This window comes from Rhizobium aethiopicum, assembly GCF_900094625.1.
In the GTDB taxonomy this organism is placed as follows: Bacteria; Pseudomonadota; Alphaproteobacteria; order Rhizobiales; family Rhizobiaceae; genus Rhizobium; species Rhizobium aethiopicum.
In genome coordinates, this window is record NZ_FMAJ01000006.1 from 193,352 (window position 1) to 211,064 (window position 17,713).

Consider the following 17,713-nt stretch of genomic DNA (forward strand, 5'->3'; position numbering starts at 1 on the left):
CCGGCGCCAGCCGCGTTTTATTTCTGACGCTGAAGCTGAGGAGATCCCCATGGACAAAACAGTCGCGAGCACGGCCGAGGCCGTCTCCGAGATCGGCGATGGCGCCACCGTCATGATCGGTGGTTTCGGCGGCTCCGGCGCGCCGATCGAGTTGATCCATGCGTTGATCGACAAGGGCCCGAAAAACTTGACTGTCATCAACAACAATGCCGGCAACGGCCGCATCGGCATCGCCGCAATGATTGATGCCGGCCTGGTCCGGAAAATGATCTGCTCCTTCCCGCGCTCCTCCGATCCGCGCGCCTTCACCGACAAATACCTGGCCGGCGAGATCGAACTCGAGCTGGTGCCGCAGGGCACGCTCGCCGAACGCATCCGCGCCGGCGGCGCCGGCATTCCGGCCTTCTACACGCCGACCGGCTACGGCACCGAACTCGCCGAGGGCAAGGTCATCGCCGAATTCGACGGCCGCCATTATGTGCAGGAGCGCTGGCTGAAGGCCGACTTCGCCATCGTCAAGGCAGCGGTCGGTGACAGCCACGGCAACCTCACCTACAACAAGGCCGGCCGCAATTTTAATCCGCTGATGTGCATGGCGGCCGCCAAGACGATCGTCCAGGTCTCCTCGATCGTGCCGGCCGGCGGCATCGATCCCGAGCATGTGGTGACGCCCGGCATCTTCGTCGACCGTCTCGTCGCCGTCCCCGATCCGCAGCAGGAAGAAGAGCTCATCCGAGCCGGAGTGGCCTACGTATGATCGATTTCAGGGACGACATCAAACTTTCCAATGCGCAGATCGCCTGGCGCGCCGCCCAGGACATTGCCGACGGCGCCTATGTCAATCTCGGCATCGGCTTTCCCGAAATGGTCGCCCGCTACCAGCCGCCCGGCCGCCAGGCGATCTTCCATACGGAAAACGGCATCCTCAATTTCGGCGAGCCGCCAGCGGAAGGCGACGAGGACTGGGATCTGATCAATGCCGGCAAGAAGGCGGTGACGCTGAAGCCGGGGGCGGCCTTCTTCCACCATGCCGACAGCTTCGCGATGGTGCGCGGCGGACACCTCGACGTCGCCATCCTCGGCGCCTATCAGGTCGCGGAGAATGGCGATCTCGCCAACTGGCGGGTCGGCAGCAAGGGCGTGCCGGCCGTCGGCGGCGCCATGGACCTGGTGCACGGCGCCAAGCAGGTCTGCGTCATCACCGAGCATGTCACGAAGACAGGCGAGCCGAAGCTGGTGGAGAGATGCAGCTTCCCGCTGACCGGCGTCGCCTGCATCACCCGGGTCTATACCAGCCACGCCGTGGTCGACATCTTCGAGGGACGCTTCGTCCTGCGCGAGAAGCTTGCCGCCCTGTCGCTGGCGGAATTGCAGGCGATGACCGGGGCGCGACTGAACGTCGATGGGCCGGTGGCCGATCTCGTCGTCCCGAAACTCTAAAGGGAAAGCCATGACCGAAGCCTTCATCTGCGACTATATCAGGACGCCGATCGGCCGCTTCGCCGGCGCGCTCTCTCAGGTTCGCGCCGACGATCTCGGCGCCATCCCGCTGAAGGCGCTGATCGCGCGCAATGGCGGCGTCGATTGGGAAGCGGTCGACGACGTGATCTTCGGCTGCGCCAACCAGGCGGGCGAGGACAATCGCAATGTCGCACGCATGTCGGCGCTGCTCGCCGGCTTGCCAATCGCTGTCCCGGGCACGACGATAAACCGGCTCTGCGGCTCCGGCATGGATGCGGTGATGACGGCGGCGCGGGCGATCCGCGCCGGTGAGGCCGAGCTGATGATCGCGGGCGGTGTCGAGAGCATGTCGCGAGCGCCCTTCGTCATGCCGAAGGCCGAAACGGCGTTTTCACGGGCGGCCGAAATCCACGACACGACGATCGGCTGGCGTTTCGTCAACCCGCTGATGAAGAAGCAATATGGCGTTGATTCCATGCCGGAGACCGGCGAGAACGTCGCCGCGGACTATCATGTCAGCCGCGCCGATCAGGATGACTTTGCTGTGCGCAGCCAGGCGAAGGCGGCGGCCGCGCAGGCGAGCGGACGGCTCGCGAAGGAGATTGCTCCGGTCACCATTCCGCAGCGCAAGGGCGCCCCCCTCGTCGTCGACAAGGACGAGCATCCGCGCGCGACCACGATCGAGGCTCTGGCGAAACTTGGCACACCCTTCAAAAAGGAGGGCGGCACGGTGACGGCGGGCAATGCCTCGGGCGTCAATGACGGGGCGGCGGCGCTGATCGTCGCTTCCGAGGCGGCGGCGCGAAAATACGGCCTGAGGCCGATCGCCCGCATCCTCGGCGGTGCGGCCGCCGCCGTACCACCAAGGGTGATGGGCGTGGGTCCGATCCCGGCCTCGCGCAAGCTGATGGCGCGGCTCGGCATGACACAGGAACAGTTCGACGTGATCGAACTCAACGAGGCCTTTGCCAGCCAGGGACTGGCGGTGCTGCGCGAACTCGGCATTGCCGATGACGACGCCCGCGTGAACCGCAATGGCGGCGCGATCGCGCTCGGCCATCCCTTGGGTATGTCGGGTGCCCGGATCACCGGCACGGCGGCGCTGGAGCTTGCCGAAACCGGTGGACGCTATTCGCTGTCGACCATGTGCATCGGCGTCGGGCAGGGGATTGCGATCGCGCTCGAGAGGGTTTGAGTGCAAAACGGACGCCTGATATCGAGAGGCGCCGCATACGCGAAATCCGATCATTGGAGATGGATTCCGGTTGCGCGCCGATGGGTCATGGGCAGTGGGAAAGCAGGTCCTTTCGGTCTGAAAGTGTAGACACCTTGTAGCGCTTCAGTCCTCGAACACGCTTTCCTGACGCTGTCGCAATGAGTTGAAGACCATTTGCGGGAGCCGTAGTTTAGGATCCTCGGAAAAACGCCGGCTCAACGCATCGAAATCCGCATCTGGATCGGCCGTAATCAAAGCGATCTCGTCAAAGAAATCCAGTTCGGAATGCGAAAGTCTCGCATTTAACGCGGGTTGTGCTCCCCAAACGTCCCAAGGCAGGACTTCGCGACCGTTGAGGGTGGCGAGATCTCGGATCAGGTTACCGGCGATGAACCACAGACCACGAAGCTGCTCAAACTCGATGCCGAACAGATTTGGATCGAGCTCTCCGCTGCGGCATCTGCGCCAGGCCTCGGAAGCGGTCAGGAATTGGGTGCGCGGAACGTCATGGATGTCAAAACCAATTCCGAGATTGCGGATGAAAACCTCGTCGAGCTGGCTGTCCAGCAGGGCCCAGCGCCCATCAGCCGCTTTCCAGTACTCACATACCCAATGATCCTCGAACTTGCCCGGATTGAAGTAGGTGGCGAAACCTCCGCGGCCACGGGCCGGAATTCCGTGCTGCCGAAGGATTGCGACGGACAGCAACATGTAATGGCGGCAGATTCCGACCAGACGCTTCTCTGGCGGCCGGGCGACGGAGAGCGGGCGGTCGTCGAGCACCAGCAACGCATCAAGCATCTTCTCCATCGGCCGGACGTGGCTTTCGCCGCGGCGCGCTTCGGGAACCTTGTAACCATAGAATCGTTCTGCGGCGTGCTCGTAGATAAGCAAAGCCTGCGCCGTGCGGGCAACGCCGGCCGGATCGGACGGCAGTATGTCGAGGAGCGCGGAATGGCGGCCGGGCGCGCTGAAGGCAGAATGCCTTGTATAATGTTCATACTTGCAACGCTGCGCGCCGTCATTGCCTGCGCAAAGGGCGGAAAGGGTCTTGGCGTTCATGATAAACCTCCTGCGGGTGGACTGCCAGTGCGCCTGTTGTGCCATGGCGTCTGAAGGGGTGCTTGATCCTGGTTGCTGACATTTGCGCCGTATTCGCCCTCCGCTCTCCATCTCAGGCCGCATTGCCGGTACAATGGCACTGAGCTTGTGCAGACCCGCGCTGCCGGCAGGGTGCATCGTAACCCGCACTTTATAAATGGCCGCGATCTGAGCGCGCGCGGAACGTTGCGTGCCGCGATCTCCTTCGATAAAAACCCGGCATGCTGATCCGACCCGCAAACGAGGACGACAGAAGCGCGATCTGGCGGATCATCGGCCCGACGATCCGCGCCGGCGAAACCTACGCGCTCGATCGCGATCTTTCCGAAGCCGATGCGCTCGCCTACTGGATGGGAGCGGACCGCGAGACCTTCGTCGCCGAAGAGGATGGCGTCATCCTCGGCACCTATTACATCAAGGCCAATCAGGCCGGCGGCGGGCGGCATGTCTGCAATTGCGGCTACATGACCGATCCCGCCGAGGCGGGCCGCGGCGTTGCCCGTCGGATGCATGAGCATTCGCTCGCGCATGCCCGCCTGCGGGGCTTTCGCGCCATGCAGTTCAACTTCGTCGTCAGCAGCAATCGCCGCGCCGTTGAGCTGTGGCAATCCCTCGGCTTCGACATCGTCGGCCGGCTGCCCGGCGTCTTCCTTCATCCGACTGAGGGCTATGTCGACGCCTTGGTGATGTTCCGCACTCTCTAAACGACAGCAAAAAGATGTGAGGGCGCTGTCGAAATCGCGGCGGCTCGAACGTCTTTAGGACGCGAAGCCCTAATGCGGCGGCGGAGCCGCAGGCGTCGCGATCACTCTGTCGGCATGGAGGTACGAAGCCATGAGTGTTTCCTATCGTTGGGTCATCGTCGCCGTCGGCGCCTTGATGTCGTGCGTTGCTATCGGTGCGATGTTCTCGCTGGCGATTTTCCAGGAGCCGATCGCCACCGCCACCGGCTGGTCTCATGTCGGGATCGCCAGCGCCATGACGCTGAATTTCATCGTCATGGGTCTTGGCGGTTTCCTCTGGGGTGCGGCAAGCGACCGTTTCGGGCCGCGCCTCGTCGTGCTGGTCGGCTCCGTGCTGCTCGGCCTGGCGCTCGTGCTCGCCAGCCGCGCCGCAACACTCATTGAATTCCAGCTGACCTACGGCATCCTCGTCGGCCTGGCCGCCAGCGCCTTCTTCGCGCCGATGATCGCGGCGACCACTGCCTGGTTCGACGTGAACCGCGGTCTCGCCGTCTCGCTCGTTTCGGCCGGCATGGGTGTTGCGCCGATGACCATCTCGCCTTTCGCGCGCTGGCTGATCTCGGCCTATGAATGGCGCCCCGCCATGCTGATCATCGGCATCGCCACCTGGGTACTGCTGGTGCCGGCCGCGCTCCTGGTCCGGCGTCCGCCTGCCGAGAGCGTCGACGCCGGCACCGAGTTTGCCGCGGAAGGCGTCCGCCCGCAGCTGTCGAAAGTCTTCCAGTCGCCGCAATTCATCGTGCTCGGCCTGACCTTCTTTGCCTGCTGCGCGGCCCATTCCGGTCCGATTTTCCATATGGTGAACTATGCGACGATCTGCGGCGTGGCACCGATGGCGGCCGTCAGCATCTACAGCGTCGAGGGGCTGGCGGGCCTCGGCGGCCGGCTGCTCTATGGCAGCCTCGCCGACAGGATGGGGGTGAAGCCGGTATTGGTCGCCGGCCTTCTGGTGCAGGCGGGCGCACTCGCGACCTATCTCTTGGTCAGCGACCTTGCCGAGTTCTATGCGCTCGCCATTGTCTTCGGCAGCGCCTATGGCGGCGTGATGCCGCTCTATGCGGTGCTGGCGCGGGAATATTTCGGCCAGCGCATCATCGGTACCGTCTTGGGGGCCGCGACAATGCTCTCCAGCCTCGGCATGGCCTTCGGCCCCCTGATCGGCGGCTGGATCTTCGACAGTTTCGCCAATTATACCTGGCTGTTCATAGGCTCCGCCATGGTCGGTCTCGGGGCGGCGGCGATCGCGCTCGCTTTCCCGCCTCTCGGTCGCCGGGAGCAGGAGGCGGTCTTGGGCGTATCCTCGTGACGAGGTTGTCCAGTCGGGGAAGTCTACTGCACCAGCCTCAAGAAAAACCGCTCCCCACAAGGGGAGGGACTAACCTGGGCGGACTGTATAGAGCCAAGCAGCAACCTTTCTGCAGATGAAACGGTGAAGTTGAACACAGGGATGCGTCGCTCAAGCCCCTCCCCTTGTGGTAGGGGTATGGGGTGGGTCCCACCAGGTCAGCCGCGGCATTACCCCACGACGCAAATCTCCCGCTTTCGTGCATTGCGCTTCGCCGATTTCGGCTGATAGACTTTCCCCGTCTGTTTCATCACCTATGTCCTTGGTTTCGGAGGCTGTCTTAGCCATGACAGAACTTGCTCAATTGCTCGCATCCATCAAACTGCCGGATCTCTCCGGCAAGGCCGTGCTGATCACCGGTGCCTCGACCGGCATCGGCGCCGCGCTCGCCCGCGCCTTTGCCGCCCAGGGCTCCAAGGTCGGGGTGCATTACAATGCCAGCCGTGAGCCGGCCGAGAAGCTCGCAGAGGAAATCCGGGCTGCCGGCGGCACTGTGCATCTGATCCAGGGCGATGTGTCGAGGGAAGGGGAGACCGAGCGTGTCGTCGAGGAGACGGCGAAGACCTTCGGCCATCTCGATGGCCTCATCAACAATGCCGGCGGCATGCTGGGGCGAAAGCCGACTTCGGAATATACCGACGCCCATTATGCTGCGGTCATGGACCTCAATGCCCGCTCGGTACTGGCGGCGACGCGTGCGGCCCATCCCTGGCTGAAGAAGCAGGGTGGCTTCATCATCAACACCACCTCGATCGCGGCCCGCAACGGCGGCGGCAACGGCGCCATCCTTTACGCCGCGTCCAAGGGCTTTGTCTCGACGATCACCCGCGGCCATGCAAAGGAATTCGTCGCCGACAGGATCCGCGTCAACGCGGTTGCGCCGGGCGTCATCGCCACGCCCTTCCATGAGCGCTATACCGACGGCGAGCAGATGGAGCTGCAGCGCAGGTCGATCCCGATGGGCTTCGTCGGCACATCAGAGGATTGCGTCGGCACCTATCTCTTTCTCGCCTCTCCAACGCTCTCGGGCTATATCACCGGCCAGATCATCGAGGTCAATGGCGGCCAGCTGATGCCATAAACGCTTGCGCCGCCAGGCGACAGCGTCCCCTTCGCCTGGATGAGGGAACTTTCGAACCACCTTCACGTTTCCCGCTTGGTCTTTTCATCAAGTGGGGCGCCATGAGCTTTTCTTTTTCGGAACTCGACTTCCTCAAGCCGGAGCTGGGGGCGGAGTATACGGGTTCCGGTACCCATTTCGCCGTCTTTTCGGCGCATGCGGAACAGATAGAGCTCTGCCTGTTTTCACCCGACGGAAAGGACGAGATCGCCCGACTGCCCCTGCCCAAACGCGAGGGCGACATCTGGTCGGGTTATATTGCCGGTATAGGACCCGGCACCGTATACGGCTATCGCGCCCATGGTCCCTACGATCCCGGCGCCGGCCACCGGTTCAATTCCAACAAGCTTCTGCTCGACCCCTATGCCAAACAGGTGACGGGCGAATTGCGGTGGCACGATGCGCTGTTCGGTTATCGCATCGGCGAAGACGATCTTTCCTTCGATGACCGTGACAGCGCGCCGTTCATGGTCAAGGGGGTCGTGCAGGATCCGGATTTCGACTGGGCGGGTGAAGAGGCGATCCGCCGGCCATGGCCCGATACGATCATCTACGAGGCACATGTCCGTGGCCTGACGATGACCCATCCGAAAGTGCCCGACCGGCTGCGCGGCACTTTTCTCGGCATGTGCAGCGATCCGATCATCGATCATCTCGTCAAGCTCGGCGTCTCGGCGATCGAACTGCTGCCGATCCAGTATTTCCTCGACGACCGCTATCTCCTCGAAAAGAAGCTGAGGAATTATTGGGGCTATCAGACGCTCGGCTTCTTCGCGCCGCAGGCGCGCTACCTCTCGAGTGACAAGATCACAGAGATCAAGACCATGGTGAAGCGGTTCCACGCCGCCGGCATCGAAGTGATCATGGACGTGGTCTACAACCATACGGCCGAAGGCAGCGAAAAAGGGCCGACGCTGTCTTTCCGCGGGCTCGACAATGCGAGCTATTATGTCCTCTCCCCCGACGATCCCCGCCACACCTTCGATACGACAGGCACCGGCAACACGCTGAACGTCGCCAATCCGCTGGTGATGCGCATGGTGCTCGACAGCCTGCGCTATTGGGTCGGTGTCATGCACATCGACGGCTTCCGCTTCGATCTCGCCAGCACGCTGGGCCGGCAGGATATGGAGTTTGACCGTCAGGGCCTGTTCTTCGGCGCCATCCGTCAGGATCCGATCCTGGCCGGCGTCAAGTTGATCGCCGAACCGTGGGATATTGGCGATGGCGGCTATCAGGTCGGCGGCTTCCCGCACCCCTTCCGCGAATGGAACGACAAGTTCCGGGACGACGTTCGGCGTTTTTGGAAGGGCGACGGCGGCATGGTCTCGGAGCTGGCGGCGCGCATAACCGGCTCGGCTTTGCAATTCAATCATTCCGATCGCGGAGCGACCTCCTCGATCAATCTTCTGTCGGCCCATGACGGTTTCACGCTGATGGATACGGTCTCCTTCGACGGCAAGCACAACGAGGCGAACGGCGAGGATAACCGGGACGGCCATTCGGACAATCATTCCGACAATATGGGCGCCGAGGGCGCGACCGATAATGCCGACATCAATGCGGCGCGTGCACGCCGGCGGCGCAACATGATGGCGACGCTGATGCTGTCCCAGGGCGTGCCGATGATCCTTGCCGGAGACGAGCTCGGCAACAGCCAGGGCGGCAACAATAACGCCTATTGCCAGGACAACGAGATCGGCTGGACGTCTTGGGACGGGCTCGACGATCCCTTTCTCGATTTCTGCCGGCAGGCCGTCGCTTTCCGCAAGGCCCATCCGGTCCTGCGTCAGGAGCGGTTCCTGACCGGTGAGACCAGCGAGGACGGGCGCATCGAGATCGCCTGGTACAAGCCGGACGGTAATTTCATGGACGACGGGGCCTGGAACGATGACGGATTGCAGGTGCTGGGCGTCTATTTCTCGAAGAGCGCGCACGCGCTTGATACCGAGAAGATGGATGACCTCTTTCTCGTCTTCAACGCCGGCGGTGATTGCGAAGTTTATCTGCCAGAGGTGAACGGACTGACGCAGTGGTCACGGGTTCTCGACACCGGGGCGGAGACCGGCGCGTTCGAGGTGCACGATCAGGACAATCCCGTCATGGTCTTTACCCAGAGCCTGGCCGTCTTTGCGCCGACAGGCCAGACCCAACCCCCGGAAGGAGCGACCAAGGCCCAGCGCCGCCGGTGGTTTCAGTTCGGCCGCCTTCGCAAATAGCAGGTCGTCAACAGCATGAATGCCGAAACCATCACCGAACTTGGTCTGATCTATGTCAGCGATACCGAACCGGGCATCCGCAGGCGCCGGAAAGGCAAGGGCTTCAGCTATGTGATGCCGGATGGCACGACGCTTTGCGATGAGTTGCAGCGGGCGCGCATCGGCGCGCTGGGCCTGCCGCCGGCCTACGAGAACGTCTGGATCTGCCTTTACGAGAACGGCCATCTGCAGGCGACCGGCGTCGATGCACGCGGACGCAAGCAATACCGCTATCACAAGGATTGGCAATCCTTCCGTAGTGCGGGAAAGTTTTACCAGCTCATCGAATTCGGTCGGGCCCTGCCGAAGATCCGCCGCACCGTCCTGCGCCATCTCGACACCGGCGCCGAGGATGTCCACGGCGTGCTGGCGGCCTTGACGACGCTGCTCGACGAGGCGCATCTGCGGGTCGGCAACCAGGCCTATGTCAGGGAGAACGGCACCTATGGCGCGACGACGCTCTTGAAGCGGCACCTGAAGATCGTCGACGGGAGGATCGAGCTCAAGTTCCGCGCCAAGGGCGGCAAGCGCGTCCAGCGCAGCCTCAAGCATCCCCGGCTGCAGAAAATCCTGGAAGAGATTTCCGACCTGCCCGGCCGGCAGCTCTTTGTCTGGAAGGATGAAAGCGGAGCGCTGAAACCGGTCGATTCCGGTCGGCTGAACGCCTATCTCGCCGAGGTATCGGGCATTCCGATTTCCGCCAAGACGTTCCGAACCTGGGCCGGATCGCTGGCGGCCTTCGGTGTGGCCCGCGAAAGGATCGTTGGCGGCGGCCGGCCGACAGTGAAGGAAATGTCGGAGGCTGCGGCCGAAGCTCTTCACAATACGCCGGCGATTTCACGCTCGAGCTATATTCATCCGGCGATCATCGCGCTCGCTGGCAACGATCATCCTTTAGTCGAGGGCAACGAACCACTGCGGGGCTTGCGAGCCGATGAAAACAGGCTACTTGATTTCCTCACACGCGAGACCGAGGAATGAGCCCCGCAAAGCCGCCGGCAACAGACGTATCCCTGACCCATCCCGATCGGCTTTACTGGCCGGACGAGGGCGTGACCAAGCAGATTCTGGCGGATTATTACGCTGCCGTCTGGAGCTTCATGGCGCCGTATGTTGTCAACCGGCCGCTGGCGCTCCTGCGGCTGCCGGACGGGATAAAGGGCCACCAGAGATTCTTCCAGAAACATGCCTGGAAAGGCATGAACGCCCATATCGACGAGATTTCCGATCCGCAGGATGCGGAGAGCGAAAAGCTGCTGCGCATCTCCGATTTCGACGGGCTTGTGGCGCTGGTGCAATCGGCCGTGCTCGAAATCCACCCCTGGGGTACGACGACGGATCATTGGGAAAGACCCGACATGATCACCATGGACCTCGATCCTGGTGAGGACGTCGCCTGGAGCGCGGTGATTTCAGCAGCGCTTGAAGTGAAGGCGCGGCTGGAAGGCCGCGGGTTTGCCGCCTTCGTCAAGACCTCCGGTGGCAAAGGCCTGCATGTGGTGGCGCCGCTTGCGCCGAGGGCCGGCTGGGCAGAGGTGAAGGCTTTCGCCCATTCGCTTGCCGAACAGATGTCGGCCGATACGCCGGAGAAATATCTGGCAACTGCGGCGAAGGCAAAGCGCGCTGGACATATCTATATCGATTATCTTCGCAACGGCCGCGGCAGCACGGCGGTTGCCCCCTATTCGACGCGGGCCCGACCGGGTGCGCCGGTTTCGATGCCGCTTGACTGGCCTGAGCTGAACGGGCTCAGCGGTCCGGCTGCCTTGACCCTCGCCAACGTGCCCCAACGGCTTCAGACCCGGCCGAGCAATCCTTGGGGCGGTTTCTTCGATGCGGCCGTGCCGTTGGAATGACCCGCCCTTTGTTCATTCCGTTCCGTCGAGTTCGGGATAATGCCTGAAGATCCCATCCTCGTTGAAGGCCAAGCGGCGAGGAGAGGCGAGATAGCGGGCGATGTTCGGCCGCTTCGCCACCGTATCGTGCAGGGCGAGAAGGAGTGGGTAATCGGCCTTGCGCTTCGCCATGGCTTTCGGAAAGGCATAGGTCAGGCCTTCGATGACCTGGAAGAGCGAAAGATCGACATAGGTCAGCGTCCCGCCGACGACATGGTCGGTACCTTTCGGATTTTGCCGCAGGACTCGTTCGAAATAGCCAAGGTATTTCGGAATGCGTTCCCGGATGAAGGCGGCCGATCGGGCTTTCGCCTCCTGCTTCTGCTCCTCGTAGTATCGCGACAAGTCGATCGGGTGGTGCGTGTCGTGCACTTCGGCGACGAAATCGGTGACGGTGAGCTGCAGGCCGTTGGCGACATAGCGAAGGCTTTCGTCCCCCGGCGCCAGGCCGAGCTTCGGTCCGAGATAAAGCAGGATATTGGCGACATGCGGGATGATGACCTCCCCGTCCTTGAGGAAGGGTGGGGCAAAGGGGATGTGCGGTTCGTGTTCGCTTCCGATAATGTCGAACATGGCACCGGTGCCGCGACCGGGCTCACGGACAATATCGACATACTCGGCGCCGGCCTCTTCCAGTGCAAGCCGGACGAATTCGCCGCGGCCCTGGATGCCGTCCCAATAATAAAGCTCATATGCCATTTTCGCTCAATCCTTCGGTTTCCGAAAGAAGTCTTTTCGCAACTCGTCCTTGGCTTCTTCAAGGGTACTGCGCCGTCTTTTCGTCAATTGGTCGCGGCGCGGTTGATGTAGAAGGTCAGCATCGACATGGCCGCTTCAAAGGGGCTCGACTTGCGGCGATGGCTCTCCTCGGCCGAATGTTAGACGGAGCCGGCGATCTTCTTCGGATCGTTCGATTTGAACACAGCTTCCTTCAGGTCCATCGCGTTGCTGTGCTCGCTGACGTCCTGCGGCCATTTCTTCTTCGATTTGGCCATGGCTGAAATCCTTGTGGAGGATACGGCCGCCAAGGTTGTATCCGTTCGCTAGTGGTGGCTGTGGTGTTCGTTGCGCTTGCGTGTCGCAGCCGCCTTCTTGGCGGAGGCGGACCGTTCCTCTTTCGAGCGGGCCGCCGATGCAGCGCCGCCGGCCCGGCCGCCTTTTTTGGAGGATTCATGTGTATCCTTCTTGCCACGGCCGGAACCGGATTTGTTGCCGCCGCCGCTTTCCTTGTTGACCGTCGCCCAGGCACGTCGTTCGGCTTCCTTTTCGGAGACGCCACGCTCCTCATAACCTTCCTCGATATGCTCGGCCTTGCGTTTCTGCTTGTCGGTATAGTCGGATTTGTCTCCTCGCGGCATATTCGCCTCCTGTCGTTTGCAAAGCGATCAAATGCTGTTTGCAAGCAAATTCAACCGGTGCGGAGTGCAAAAGTTCCCTAAAGCTCATTGTCCCGGATTTCGGAACAAAAGCCGGTTTTGTCAGCTCGCTGGAGATTGGTATCCTCGGTGCGGCCGTCGCGTCACATCGGGATGAGCAGCTCCTTGAAGAGCCGCGGCCTGCCTTTGAGCGTGCTGGCGACGATCGGCGAGAATTGTTCCCAGCTATCCACCCAGACCTCCCGAAAGGCTCTCCCGGGTGCGGCGGGATGCCGGTCGGGGAAAGTCCAAGCGCCGCAGCACTTTCTGCCAGAAACGCAGCCCCTCGTTCTTAAAGCACGATCGCTCTGTGAAGCCCGGACAAGTTCAGTTCTCGATCTGCTGCTCTGCGACGACGCTCGCGAGCACCTCGTCGCTGCCGTTAGGGTAGATAGGAAGGTCGAGCGTCACCGCCTCCTTGAACCCATCGCGCTCGATCGTGAAGAACTTGCGGACACGTCCTCCACCGTTCCGCTCGCCGGATGGCTTTGCCACCCTTGTCGAAACAAGACTGCGCTCGAAGCTTGCGGCATCAGTCCCGGCGAACGCCATCGTGCAACTCTCGATTGTCTTCTCGCCGACCATTCCCCTCCCGACGACCAGGGCTTCGAAGGGCGCCTCGCTGCCCGCCCCGATGCTCCAGCCCTCGAATGCCACGGGCTCAGAAAGAGGAAGGATGCTCAGTACCATGTCGGCAGCGAGCGCCGGCCAGTTGTTTCGACGGGCGAGAGCGACGGCGCGATCATATTGCGGCCCGCGGTCAAGGCAGCGGTCGGCGAAGCGGTCGAACGAAGATCGACCGTCGTCCGCAAGGGCGCCGCCGAGAGGCACGAACGCCATCGCCGCGAAAGCAAGCAAAATAGGAAGTCCCTGCATCCCTCTTATCCTCATTGCACTGCCACCCAGTTCGCTATCTCGACCCCGGCGATGGCGACAAGCACAAAGCCGGCCAGACCGCCCGTCGCCCGCGAGACGGAGGCCAGCAATCGCGGATGCTTTCTCATCAGATAGGAGATGCGGTCGCGGAAGACCACGGCGAGAAGAGCGACCGCGGACAAGGTCAGAGCGACGCCCATCATCATGGTGGCGGCAAACAGCAGGCCCGTGACGGCGACCTGGTGGATCATCGCGAACGTCATCACGAACAGGGTGAGCGGGCACGGTACCAGGCCGGCGGCAAATCCCATCAGCAGGCCTTCGCCCTCAGCATGCGCGTGGCCGTGCCTAAAGACGGCGGTCCACACCATCCAGACGCCGATGATGCCGAGCAGCCCGCGGCTGACGACCTCGAGCGCCGGAGAAGATCCAGCGTCGGCGAAGGAATGAGAGACCAAGGGAAGGGCGAACAGCGCGATCACGACCGCCATCGTGACGTGGGTGAAGGATAGCGCAAGAGATACGAGGAGTGCCCGATGTGCCTTCGTCGACGATCCAGCGAGATAGGTGGCGAGCACCGACTTGCTGTGGCCGGGCGTCATGGCATGAACGGCTCCGAAGACTATTCCCATCGGCAGGAATGCCAGGAACGACGCCCAGCCGCCGCCAGCGGCGTAGTCCTTTATATGACCTGCGAAGGTCAGATAGATTTCCCGCTGGATGTCGACGATCTGCTGGAACATCAGGCTATTCCGGTGGTGGCGGCTGCAAGCGCGAGATAGCGTCCGACCTTGGCGACGGTCACCAGCAGCAGAAATGTCGGCAGCGGCTCGCGCAGGAGACCTGCCACAACAGTGATCGGGTCGCCGACGATCGGCAACCAGCTTCCGAGCAGCGACCACTTTCCGAAGCGGCGATACCATAGCTGCGCCCGGTCGAGTGCCACCGGACCGACGGGAAACCAGCGTTTCCCCCGGAAGCGTTCGATGCCGCGACCGAGCAGCCAGTTCGCCAGCGCCCCCAGAACGTTGCCGAGACTGGCGACCGCAACGAGCCAGAAGGCGGAGAACTTCTCGGACAGGAGGAGGCCGACAAGGACGGCTTCCGACTGCATTGGAAGGATCGTCGCAGCTCCAAAAGCCGTCGCGAACAATCCCAAATAGGCCAAAAGGTCGGGCATTCCGTCAGAGATGCTTCGTGATCGTCTTGAACCCGTCGATCGACTGCCGCTTGTCGCGGGGGAGCGCGCCGACGGTCTCCTCGTGGCAATGGTCGAGATGGTCCTGGATCAGTGTTCGCTTGGCGTTGACGATTGCCTTCTCGACAGCAGGCAGTTGCTGCGCAATCTCCAGGCACGGCTTACCGCTCTTAATCATCGCGATGACGCTCTTCGGGTGGCCCTCGGGCCGCGTCAGGCGCTTGACGATCTCCGGATGCGTGTCGTGGGTCTGCGGTTCGGTCATCGTGTCCATGTCTCGAGCCGTCCGAGGGGAAGGCGACCCGACTTTACGCCGACGACCACCTCTGGGACAAGTCAGTGACGGCGGCCTTTCGGCTCCTCCATTCGGAAGGAAGGCCGTCAGTCTCGACGTCCGCCACCAGCTTCAGCCGCGGCAGCGCGGACGGCTAACCTTCCTCAGGCGGTCTGAGGTGCCGGAACTGCCATAACAGCAGCAGGTCATAGGTGATTTTCATTGAGGCGCAGATGAGGAGCGGCCAAGCCCGATAGGATGCAGCAAAGAGAGCGCCCGCGAGTGCAGGGCTGGCCGCCGCTGCCAAACTTCGGGGCACCGACGTGAAGCTTGCGGCCGCGGCCCTCTCCGCCTCGGTGACAACAGCCATCACGTAGGAAGAGCGGGTCGGCACATCCATCTGCGAAAGCGCCGCTCGAATGAGCAGCAATGTGATGGTGAGGGGCAAGGTGGGTGCGAATGCGGCGAGGCCAAGGGCAATGCTGGACGGAATGTGGGTGAACACCATGGTATTGACCAGTCCAACCCGCTTCGACAGCCAGGCGGCGACAGGAAACGAGAACGCCGACAGCACTCCGGTCCAAAAGAAAAACAGTCCGGCCTGGGAGAGCGAAAGATCGAATCGTTCGAACAGCCACAGGGCGAGCAGGGACTGCACCACGAAACCTCCCGCGAAAGCATCAAGACTGAAGAGGGCTGCAAGCTTCAGGACGATGGCGCGTGAAGGTCCGAGTGACGCCGGATTGCCGGCGTCGTGTTTCACCGGGCGAGGCGGTATGCGAGCATAAAAAACGCCACCGAGAATGCCGACGAGCGCATAGGCAATGAACATAAGCTTGATCGAAGTCAGTTGCGATATCCCCAGCCGAGTCATCACGTCGGGCAGCGCCGCGGCGAGCGCGCCGCCGGCGCTTGCGAGCGCCCCGACGAGGCTGTAACGGGCGAACATCCTCGTCCGATCCGCGCTGGCCGCCTCGCGGGCGAGCACCGCATGCTCAAGGGGCACGAAGATGCTCACGCTGCCGGCCGAAGGATTGATGGTGCCGGCAAACGCGACCACCAGCAGCAACCAATAATCGTTGGTCATGGGCACGGCGATACCGGTTGCGACCATCAGGGCAGCGGCCGCCAGAAGCAAGCGGCGGAGATCATGACGCGCACCAAGAAATCCGATGACGATGGTCAGGAGCGCAGAGCCAAAGAGCGACGCCGTGGCGATTACACCAACCTGCAGGGGCGACAGGCCGAGAGCCAGCAAATAGACCGGCAACAGGATGGCGACGAACCCGTCGCCGAAGTCGCGCAAAGAGCGGGCTGCGAAGAGCCATGTGATCGGCTGAATGCTGCGCATTCCTTACCTGCTTCAATTATAGTTCGCGCTCTACACCCAGCCGACGAGCAGACCGTAGAGAAGCCCGAGGATAGCGCAGGCGGCGAGCACCGTCAGCATGCCGACCTTGAAGCGGAACACGGCAATGACGGCCGCCAAGGTCAGGATCAGCGACGGGAGGTTGACGGAACTCAGCATCGGCAGGTCGACGGTCATCCCGAAGCCGCGCGCTTCCTGGAGTTCGCCGAACAGCACATGCAGCGCGAACCACACCGCAAGGTTCAAAATGACCCCGACGACGGCCGCGGTAATTGCCGCCAGCGCTGCGGAGAGCGCCTTGTTGTTGCGCATCGTCTCCATGAACGGCGCGCCCAGGAAAATCCAGAGAAAGCAAGGGACGAAGGTCACCCAGGTGGTCAACAGGCCGCCCAGCGTACCGGCCAGCAACGGATTGAGGAAGCCCGGGGCGCGATAGGCGCCCATGAAACCGACAAACTGCGTCACCATGATCAGCGGGCCCGGCGTCGTCTCTGCCATGCCGAGGCCGTCGAGCATCTCGCCGGGCTTCAGCCAGTGGTATTGTTCCACCGCCTGTTGGGCGACGTAGGACAGGACGGCATAGGCGCCGCCGAACGTGACCATCGCCATTTTCGAGAAGAAGATCGAGATATCGGTGAAGATGTTGCCCTGGCCGAGTAAAAGCAGCAGGGCGAAAACCGGTCCTCCCCAGAGCAGCAAGCCGACCGCAGCCACCTTGAGGGACCAGCTGGCCGGCGGGCGGGCGTGGGCGGGGACGTCTTCGCCGAGAAGACTATCGGCGTCGGCGACCTGTTTGCTTCCGACCTTGCCGTGGCCATTGCCCGCCCGGAACGCTGCCCAGCCGGCCCGGCCACCGACATAGCCCACGACGCCGGCAACCAGGACGACGAGCGGGAAGGGGGCGTGAAACAGGAAGAGAGCAAGGAACGCTGCGACGGCAAGACCAATCATCACATTGTTCCTGAGGGCCCGCCTGCCGATACGCAGGACGGCCTCGAGCACGATCGCCAGCACCGCAGCCTTCAATCCGAAGAACAGCGCCTGGACGGCTCCGACATTGCCCAAAATCGCGTAGATCCAGCTCAGCGCCATAATGACAACGGCGCCTGGCAGCACGAACAAGGTCCCCGCCACCAGTCCGCCTTTGGTCTTGTGCAGCAGCCAGCCGATATAGATCGCAAGCTGTTGCGCCTCCGGGCCTGGCAAAAGCGTGCAATAGTTCAGCGCATGCAGGAACCGCGTCTCGCCGATCCAGCGCTTCTCCTCGACGATAATGCGATGCATCATCGCAATCTGTCCGGCGGGACCGCCGAAGCTCAGGGCGGCCACCCGTGCCCACACGCGCAACGCTTCGGCGAAGGAAATGCCGTGGGAGGGCGCGTCGGGGCTCTGGATCGGGGTGGAGTCGAGATCGATTTTGTTCATGGTGAGTGTCCGTACGT

The 17,713-nt window shown here is 62.5% G+C and carries 18 protein-coding genes and 1 pseudogene; 9 read left to right on the top strand and 10 right to left on the bottom strand.

Translation table 11 applies throughout. From position 1 onward, the window contains the following. The first annotated feature begins 49 nt into the window (after positions 1–49). Genes GA0061105_RS15095 through pcaF form a run of 3 tightly spaced genes read left to right on the top strand, consistent with a single transcriptional unit; the run spans position 50 to position 2,656 of the window. Complete coding sequence (locus GA0061105_RS15095) at positions 50–757, top strand: 3-oxoacid CoA-transferase subunit A (RefSeq protein ID WP_092751165.1); 708 nt, start codon at positions 50–52, stop codon at positions 755–757. Next, a complete protein-coding gene (locus tag GA0061105_RS15100; protein WP_092751167.1) occupies positions 754–1,440 on the top strand; it encodes a 3-oxoacid CoA-transferase subunit B in 687 nt (228 codons plus the stop codon). Before GA0061105_RS15095 ends, GA0061105_RS15100 begins: the two co-directional genes overlap by 4 nt. Positions 1,441–1,450: 10 nt before the next feature. Next, positions 1,451–2,656 (top strand): 3-oxoadipyl-CoA thiolase, encoded by a 1,206-nt coding sequence (gene pcaF, locus GA0061105_RS15105; RefSeq protein WP_092751169.1) that lies wholly within the window; start codon positions 1,451–1,453, stop codon positions 2,654–2,656. Between the two features lie 144 nt (positions 2,657–2,800). Here the strand turns inward: pcaF and GA0061105_RS15110 are convergent, their stop codons facing one another. Beyond that, positions 2,801–3,739, bottom strand: coding sequence for a transglutaminase domain-containing protein (locus GA0061105_RS15110; RefSeq protein WP_092751171.1), 939 nt, complete (start codon positions 3,737–3,739; stop codon positions 2,801–2,803). A 260-nt stretch (positions 3,740–3,999) separates the two neighbouring features. On the opposite strand from GA0061105_RS15110, the gene GA0061105_RS15115 reads away from it, so the two are divergent. The 6 genes from GA0061105_RS15115 to ligD all read left to right on the top strand — a co-directional run bounded on the left by GA0061105_RS15115 (position 4,000) and on the right by ligD (position 11,100). Then, positions 4,000–4,482: a GNAT family N-acetyltransferase gene (locus GA0061105_RS15115; protein ID WP_092751173.1), complete on the top strand. Its 483-nt coding sequence runs from the start codon at positions 4,000–4,002 to the stop codon at positions 4,480–4,482. A gap of 130 nt (positions 4,483–4,612) precedes the next feature. Further along, entirely contained in the window at positions 4,613–5,827 is a 1,215-nt protein-coding gene (locus GA0061105_RS15120; RefSeq protein ID WP_092751175.1) for an MFS transporter, read from the top strand. Positions 5,828–6,152: 325 nt separating this feature from the next. Further along, positions 6,153–6,947: an SDR family NAD(P)-dependent oxidoreductase gene (locus GA0061105_RS15125; protein WP_092751177.1), complete on the top strand. Its 795-nt coding sequence runs from the start codon at positions 6,153–6,155 to the stop codon at positions 6,945–6,947. Between the two features lie 101 nt (positions 6,948–7,048). Next, positions 7,049–9,205, top strand: a complete 2,157-nt coding sequence (gene glgX, locus GA0061105_RS15130; RefSeq protein ID WP_092751179.1) for a glycogen debranching protein GlgX — start codon at positions 7,049–7,051, stop codon at positions 9,203–9,205. 15 nt (positions 9,206–9,220) lie between these two features. Then, the gene (locus GA0061105_RS15135; RefSeq protein WP_092751181.1) at positions 9,221–10,225 is read left to right on the top strand and encodes a DNA topoisomerase IB; all 1,005 of its coding nucleotides are present in this window, start codon (positions 9,221–9,223) and stop codon (positions 10,223–10,225) included. Continuing rightward, on the top strand, positions 10,222–11,100 hold the full coding sequence (ligD, locus tag GA0061105_RS15140; RefSeq protein WP_092751183.1) for a non-homologous end-joining DNA ligase: 879 nt from the start codon (positions 10,222–10,224) through the stop codon (positions 11,098–11,100). Before GA0061105_RS15135 ends, ligD begins: the two co-directional genes overlap by 4 nt. Positions 11,101–11,112: 12 nt before the next feature. On the opposite strand, the gene GA0061105_RS15145 is transcribed toward ligD, so the two are convergent. From GA0061105_RS15145 to chrA, 9 genes and pseudogenes are all read right to left on the bottom strand, one after another. Next, on the bottom strand, positions 11,113–11,838 hold the full coding sequence (locus GA0061105_RS15145; protein WP_092751185.1) for a glutathione S-transferase: 726 nt from the start codon (positions 11,836–11,838) through the stop codon (positions 11,113–11,115). A gap of 6 nt (positions 11,839–11,844) precedes the next feature. Beyond that, positions 11,845–12,134: pseudogene (locus tag GA0061105_RS15150) on the bottom strand (DUF3175 domain-containing protein). A gap of 48 nt (positions 12,135–12,182) precedes the next feature. Continuing rightward, positions 12,183–12,497 carry a plasmid stabilization protein gene (locus GA0061105_RS15155; protein WP_092751186.1) on the bottom strand — a complete coding sequence of 105 codons (315 nt, stop codon included), beginning with the start codon at positions 12,495–12,497 and terminating at the stop codon, positions 12,183–12,185. A gap of 384 nt (positions 12,498–12,881) precedes the next feature. Continuing rightward, complete coding sequence (locus tag GA0061105_RS15160; RefSeq protein WP_092751188.1) at positions 12,882–13,430, bottom strand: hypothetical protein; 549 nt, start codon at positions 13,428–13,430, stop codon at positions 12,882–12,884. Positions 13,431–13,441: 11 nt separating this feature from the next. Beyond that, positions 13,442–14,173 (bottom strand): HoxN/HupN/NixA family nickel/cobalt transporter, encoded by a 732-nt coding sequence (locus GA0061105_RS15165; protein ID WP_092751190.1) that lies wholly within the window; start codon positions 14,171–14,173, stop codon positions 13,442–13,444. Further along, the gene (locus GA0061105_RS15170; protein WP_092751192.1) at positions 14,173–14,610 is read right to left on the bottom strand and encodes a YqaA family protein; all 438 of its coding nucleotides are present in this window, start codon (positions 14,608–14,610) and stop codon (positions 14,173–14,175) included. The genes GA0061105_RS15165 and GA0061105_RS15170 overlap by 1 nt, the downstream gene beginning before the upstream one ends. A 4-nt stretch (positions 14,611–14,614) precedes the next feature. Then, a complete protein-coding gene (locus GA0061105_RS15175; RefSeq protein WP_092751440.1) occupies positions 14,615–14,893 on the bottom strand; it encodes a metal-sensing transcriptional repressor in 279 nt (92 codons plus the stop codon). A 163-nt stretch (positions 14,894–15,056) separates the two neighbouring features. Then, positions 15,057–16,253 carry an MFS transporter gene (locus tag GA0061105_RS15180; protein WP_092751194.1) on the bottom strand — a complete coding sequence of 399 codons (1,197 nt, stop codon included), beginning with the start codon at positions 16,251–16,253 and terminating at the stop codon, positions 15,057–15,059. A 30-nt stretch (positions 16,254–16,283) separates the two neighbouring features. Then, positions 16,284–17,696, bottom strand: coding sequence for a chromate efflux transporter (gene chrA, locus GA0061105_RS15185; RefSeq protein ID WP_092751196.1), 1,413 nt, complete (start codon positions 17,694–17,696; stop codon positions 16,284–16,286). Between the last annotated feature and the right edge of the window lie 17 nt (positions 17,697–17,713).

Excerpts from the sequence above, each read along its gene's own strand:
- GA0061105_RS15170 (WP_092751192.1), bottom strand. The coding sequence starts at position 14,610 with ATGCCCGACCTTTTGGCCTATTTGGGATTGTTCGCGACGGCTTTTGGA.
- ligD (WP_092751183.1), top strand. The coding sequence starts at position 10,222 with ATGAGCCCCGCAAAGCCGCCGGCAACAGACGTATCCCTGACCCATCCC.
- GA0061105_RS15120 (WP_092751175.1), top strand. The coding sequence starts at position 4,613 with ATGAGTGTTTCCTATCGTTGGGTCATCGTCGCCGTCGGCGCCTTGATG.
- GA0061105_RS15100 (WP_092751167.1), top strand. The coding sequence starts at position 754 with ATGATCGATTTCAGGGACGACATCAAACTTTCCAATGCGCAGATCGCC.
- GA0061105_RS15095 (WP_092751165.1), top strand. The coding sequence starts at position 50 with ATGGACAAAACAGTCGCGAGCACGGCCGAGGCCGTCTCCGAGATCGGC.
- GA0061105_RS15175 (WP_092751440.1), bottom strand. The coding sequence starts at position 14,893 with ATGACCGAACCGCAGACCCACGACACGCATCCGGAGATCGTCAAGCGC.
- GA0061105_RS15110 (WP_092751171.1), bottom strand. The coding sequence starts at position 3,739 with ATGAACGCCAAGACCCTTTCCGCCCTTTGCGCAGGCAATGACGGCGCG.
- GA0061105_RS15145 (WP_092751185.1), bottom strand. The coding sequence starts at position 11,838 with ATGGCATATGAGCTTTATTATTGGGACGGCATCCAGGGCCGCGGCGAA.
- glgX (WP_092751179.1), top strand. The coding sequence starts at position 7,049 with ATGAGCTTTTCTTTTTCGGAACTCGACTTCCTCAAGCCGGAGCTGGGG.
- chrA (WP_092751196.1), bottom strand. The coding sequence starts at position 17,696 with ATGAACAAAATCGATCTCGACTCCACCCCGATCCAGAGCCCCGACGCG.
- GA0061105_RS15125 (WP_092751177.1), top strand. The coding sequence starts at position 6,153 with ATGACAGAACTTGCTCAATTGCTCGCATCCATCAAACTGCCGGATCTC.
- GA0061105_RS15155 (WP_092751186.1), bottom strand. The coding sequence starts at position 12,497 with ATGCCGCGAGGAGACAAATCCGACTATACCGACAAGCAGAAACGCAAG.
- GA0061105_RS15180 (WP_092751194.1), bottom strand. The coding sequence starts at position 16,253 with ATGCGCAGCATTCAGCCGATCACATGGCTCTTCGCAGCCCGCTCTTTG.
- GA0061105_RS15115 (WP_092751173.1), top strand. The coding sequence starts at position 4,000 with ATGCTGATCCGACCCGCAAACGAGGACGACAGAAGCGCGATCTGGCGG.
- GA0061105_RS15160 (WP_092751188.1), bottom strand. The coding sequence starts at position 13,430 with ATGCAGGGACTTCCTATTTTGCTTGCTTTCGCGGCGATGGCGTTCGTG.
- pcaF (WP_092751169.1), top strand. The coding sequence starts at position 1,451 with ATGACCGAAGCCTTCATCTGCGACTATATCAGGACGCCGATCGGCCGC.
- GA0061105_RS15135 (WP_092751181.1), top strand. The coding sequence starts at position 9,221 with ATGAATGCCGAAACCATCACCGAACTTGGTCTGATCTATGTCAGCGAT.
- GA0061105_RS15165 (WP_092751190.1), bottom strand. The coding sequence starts at position 14,173 with ATGTTCCAGCAGATCGTCGACATCCAGCGGGAAATCTATCTGACCTTC.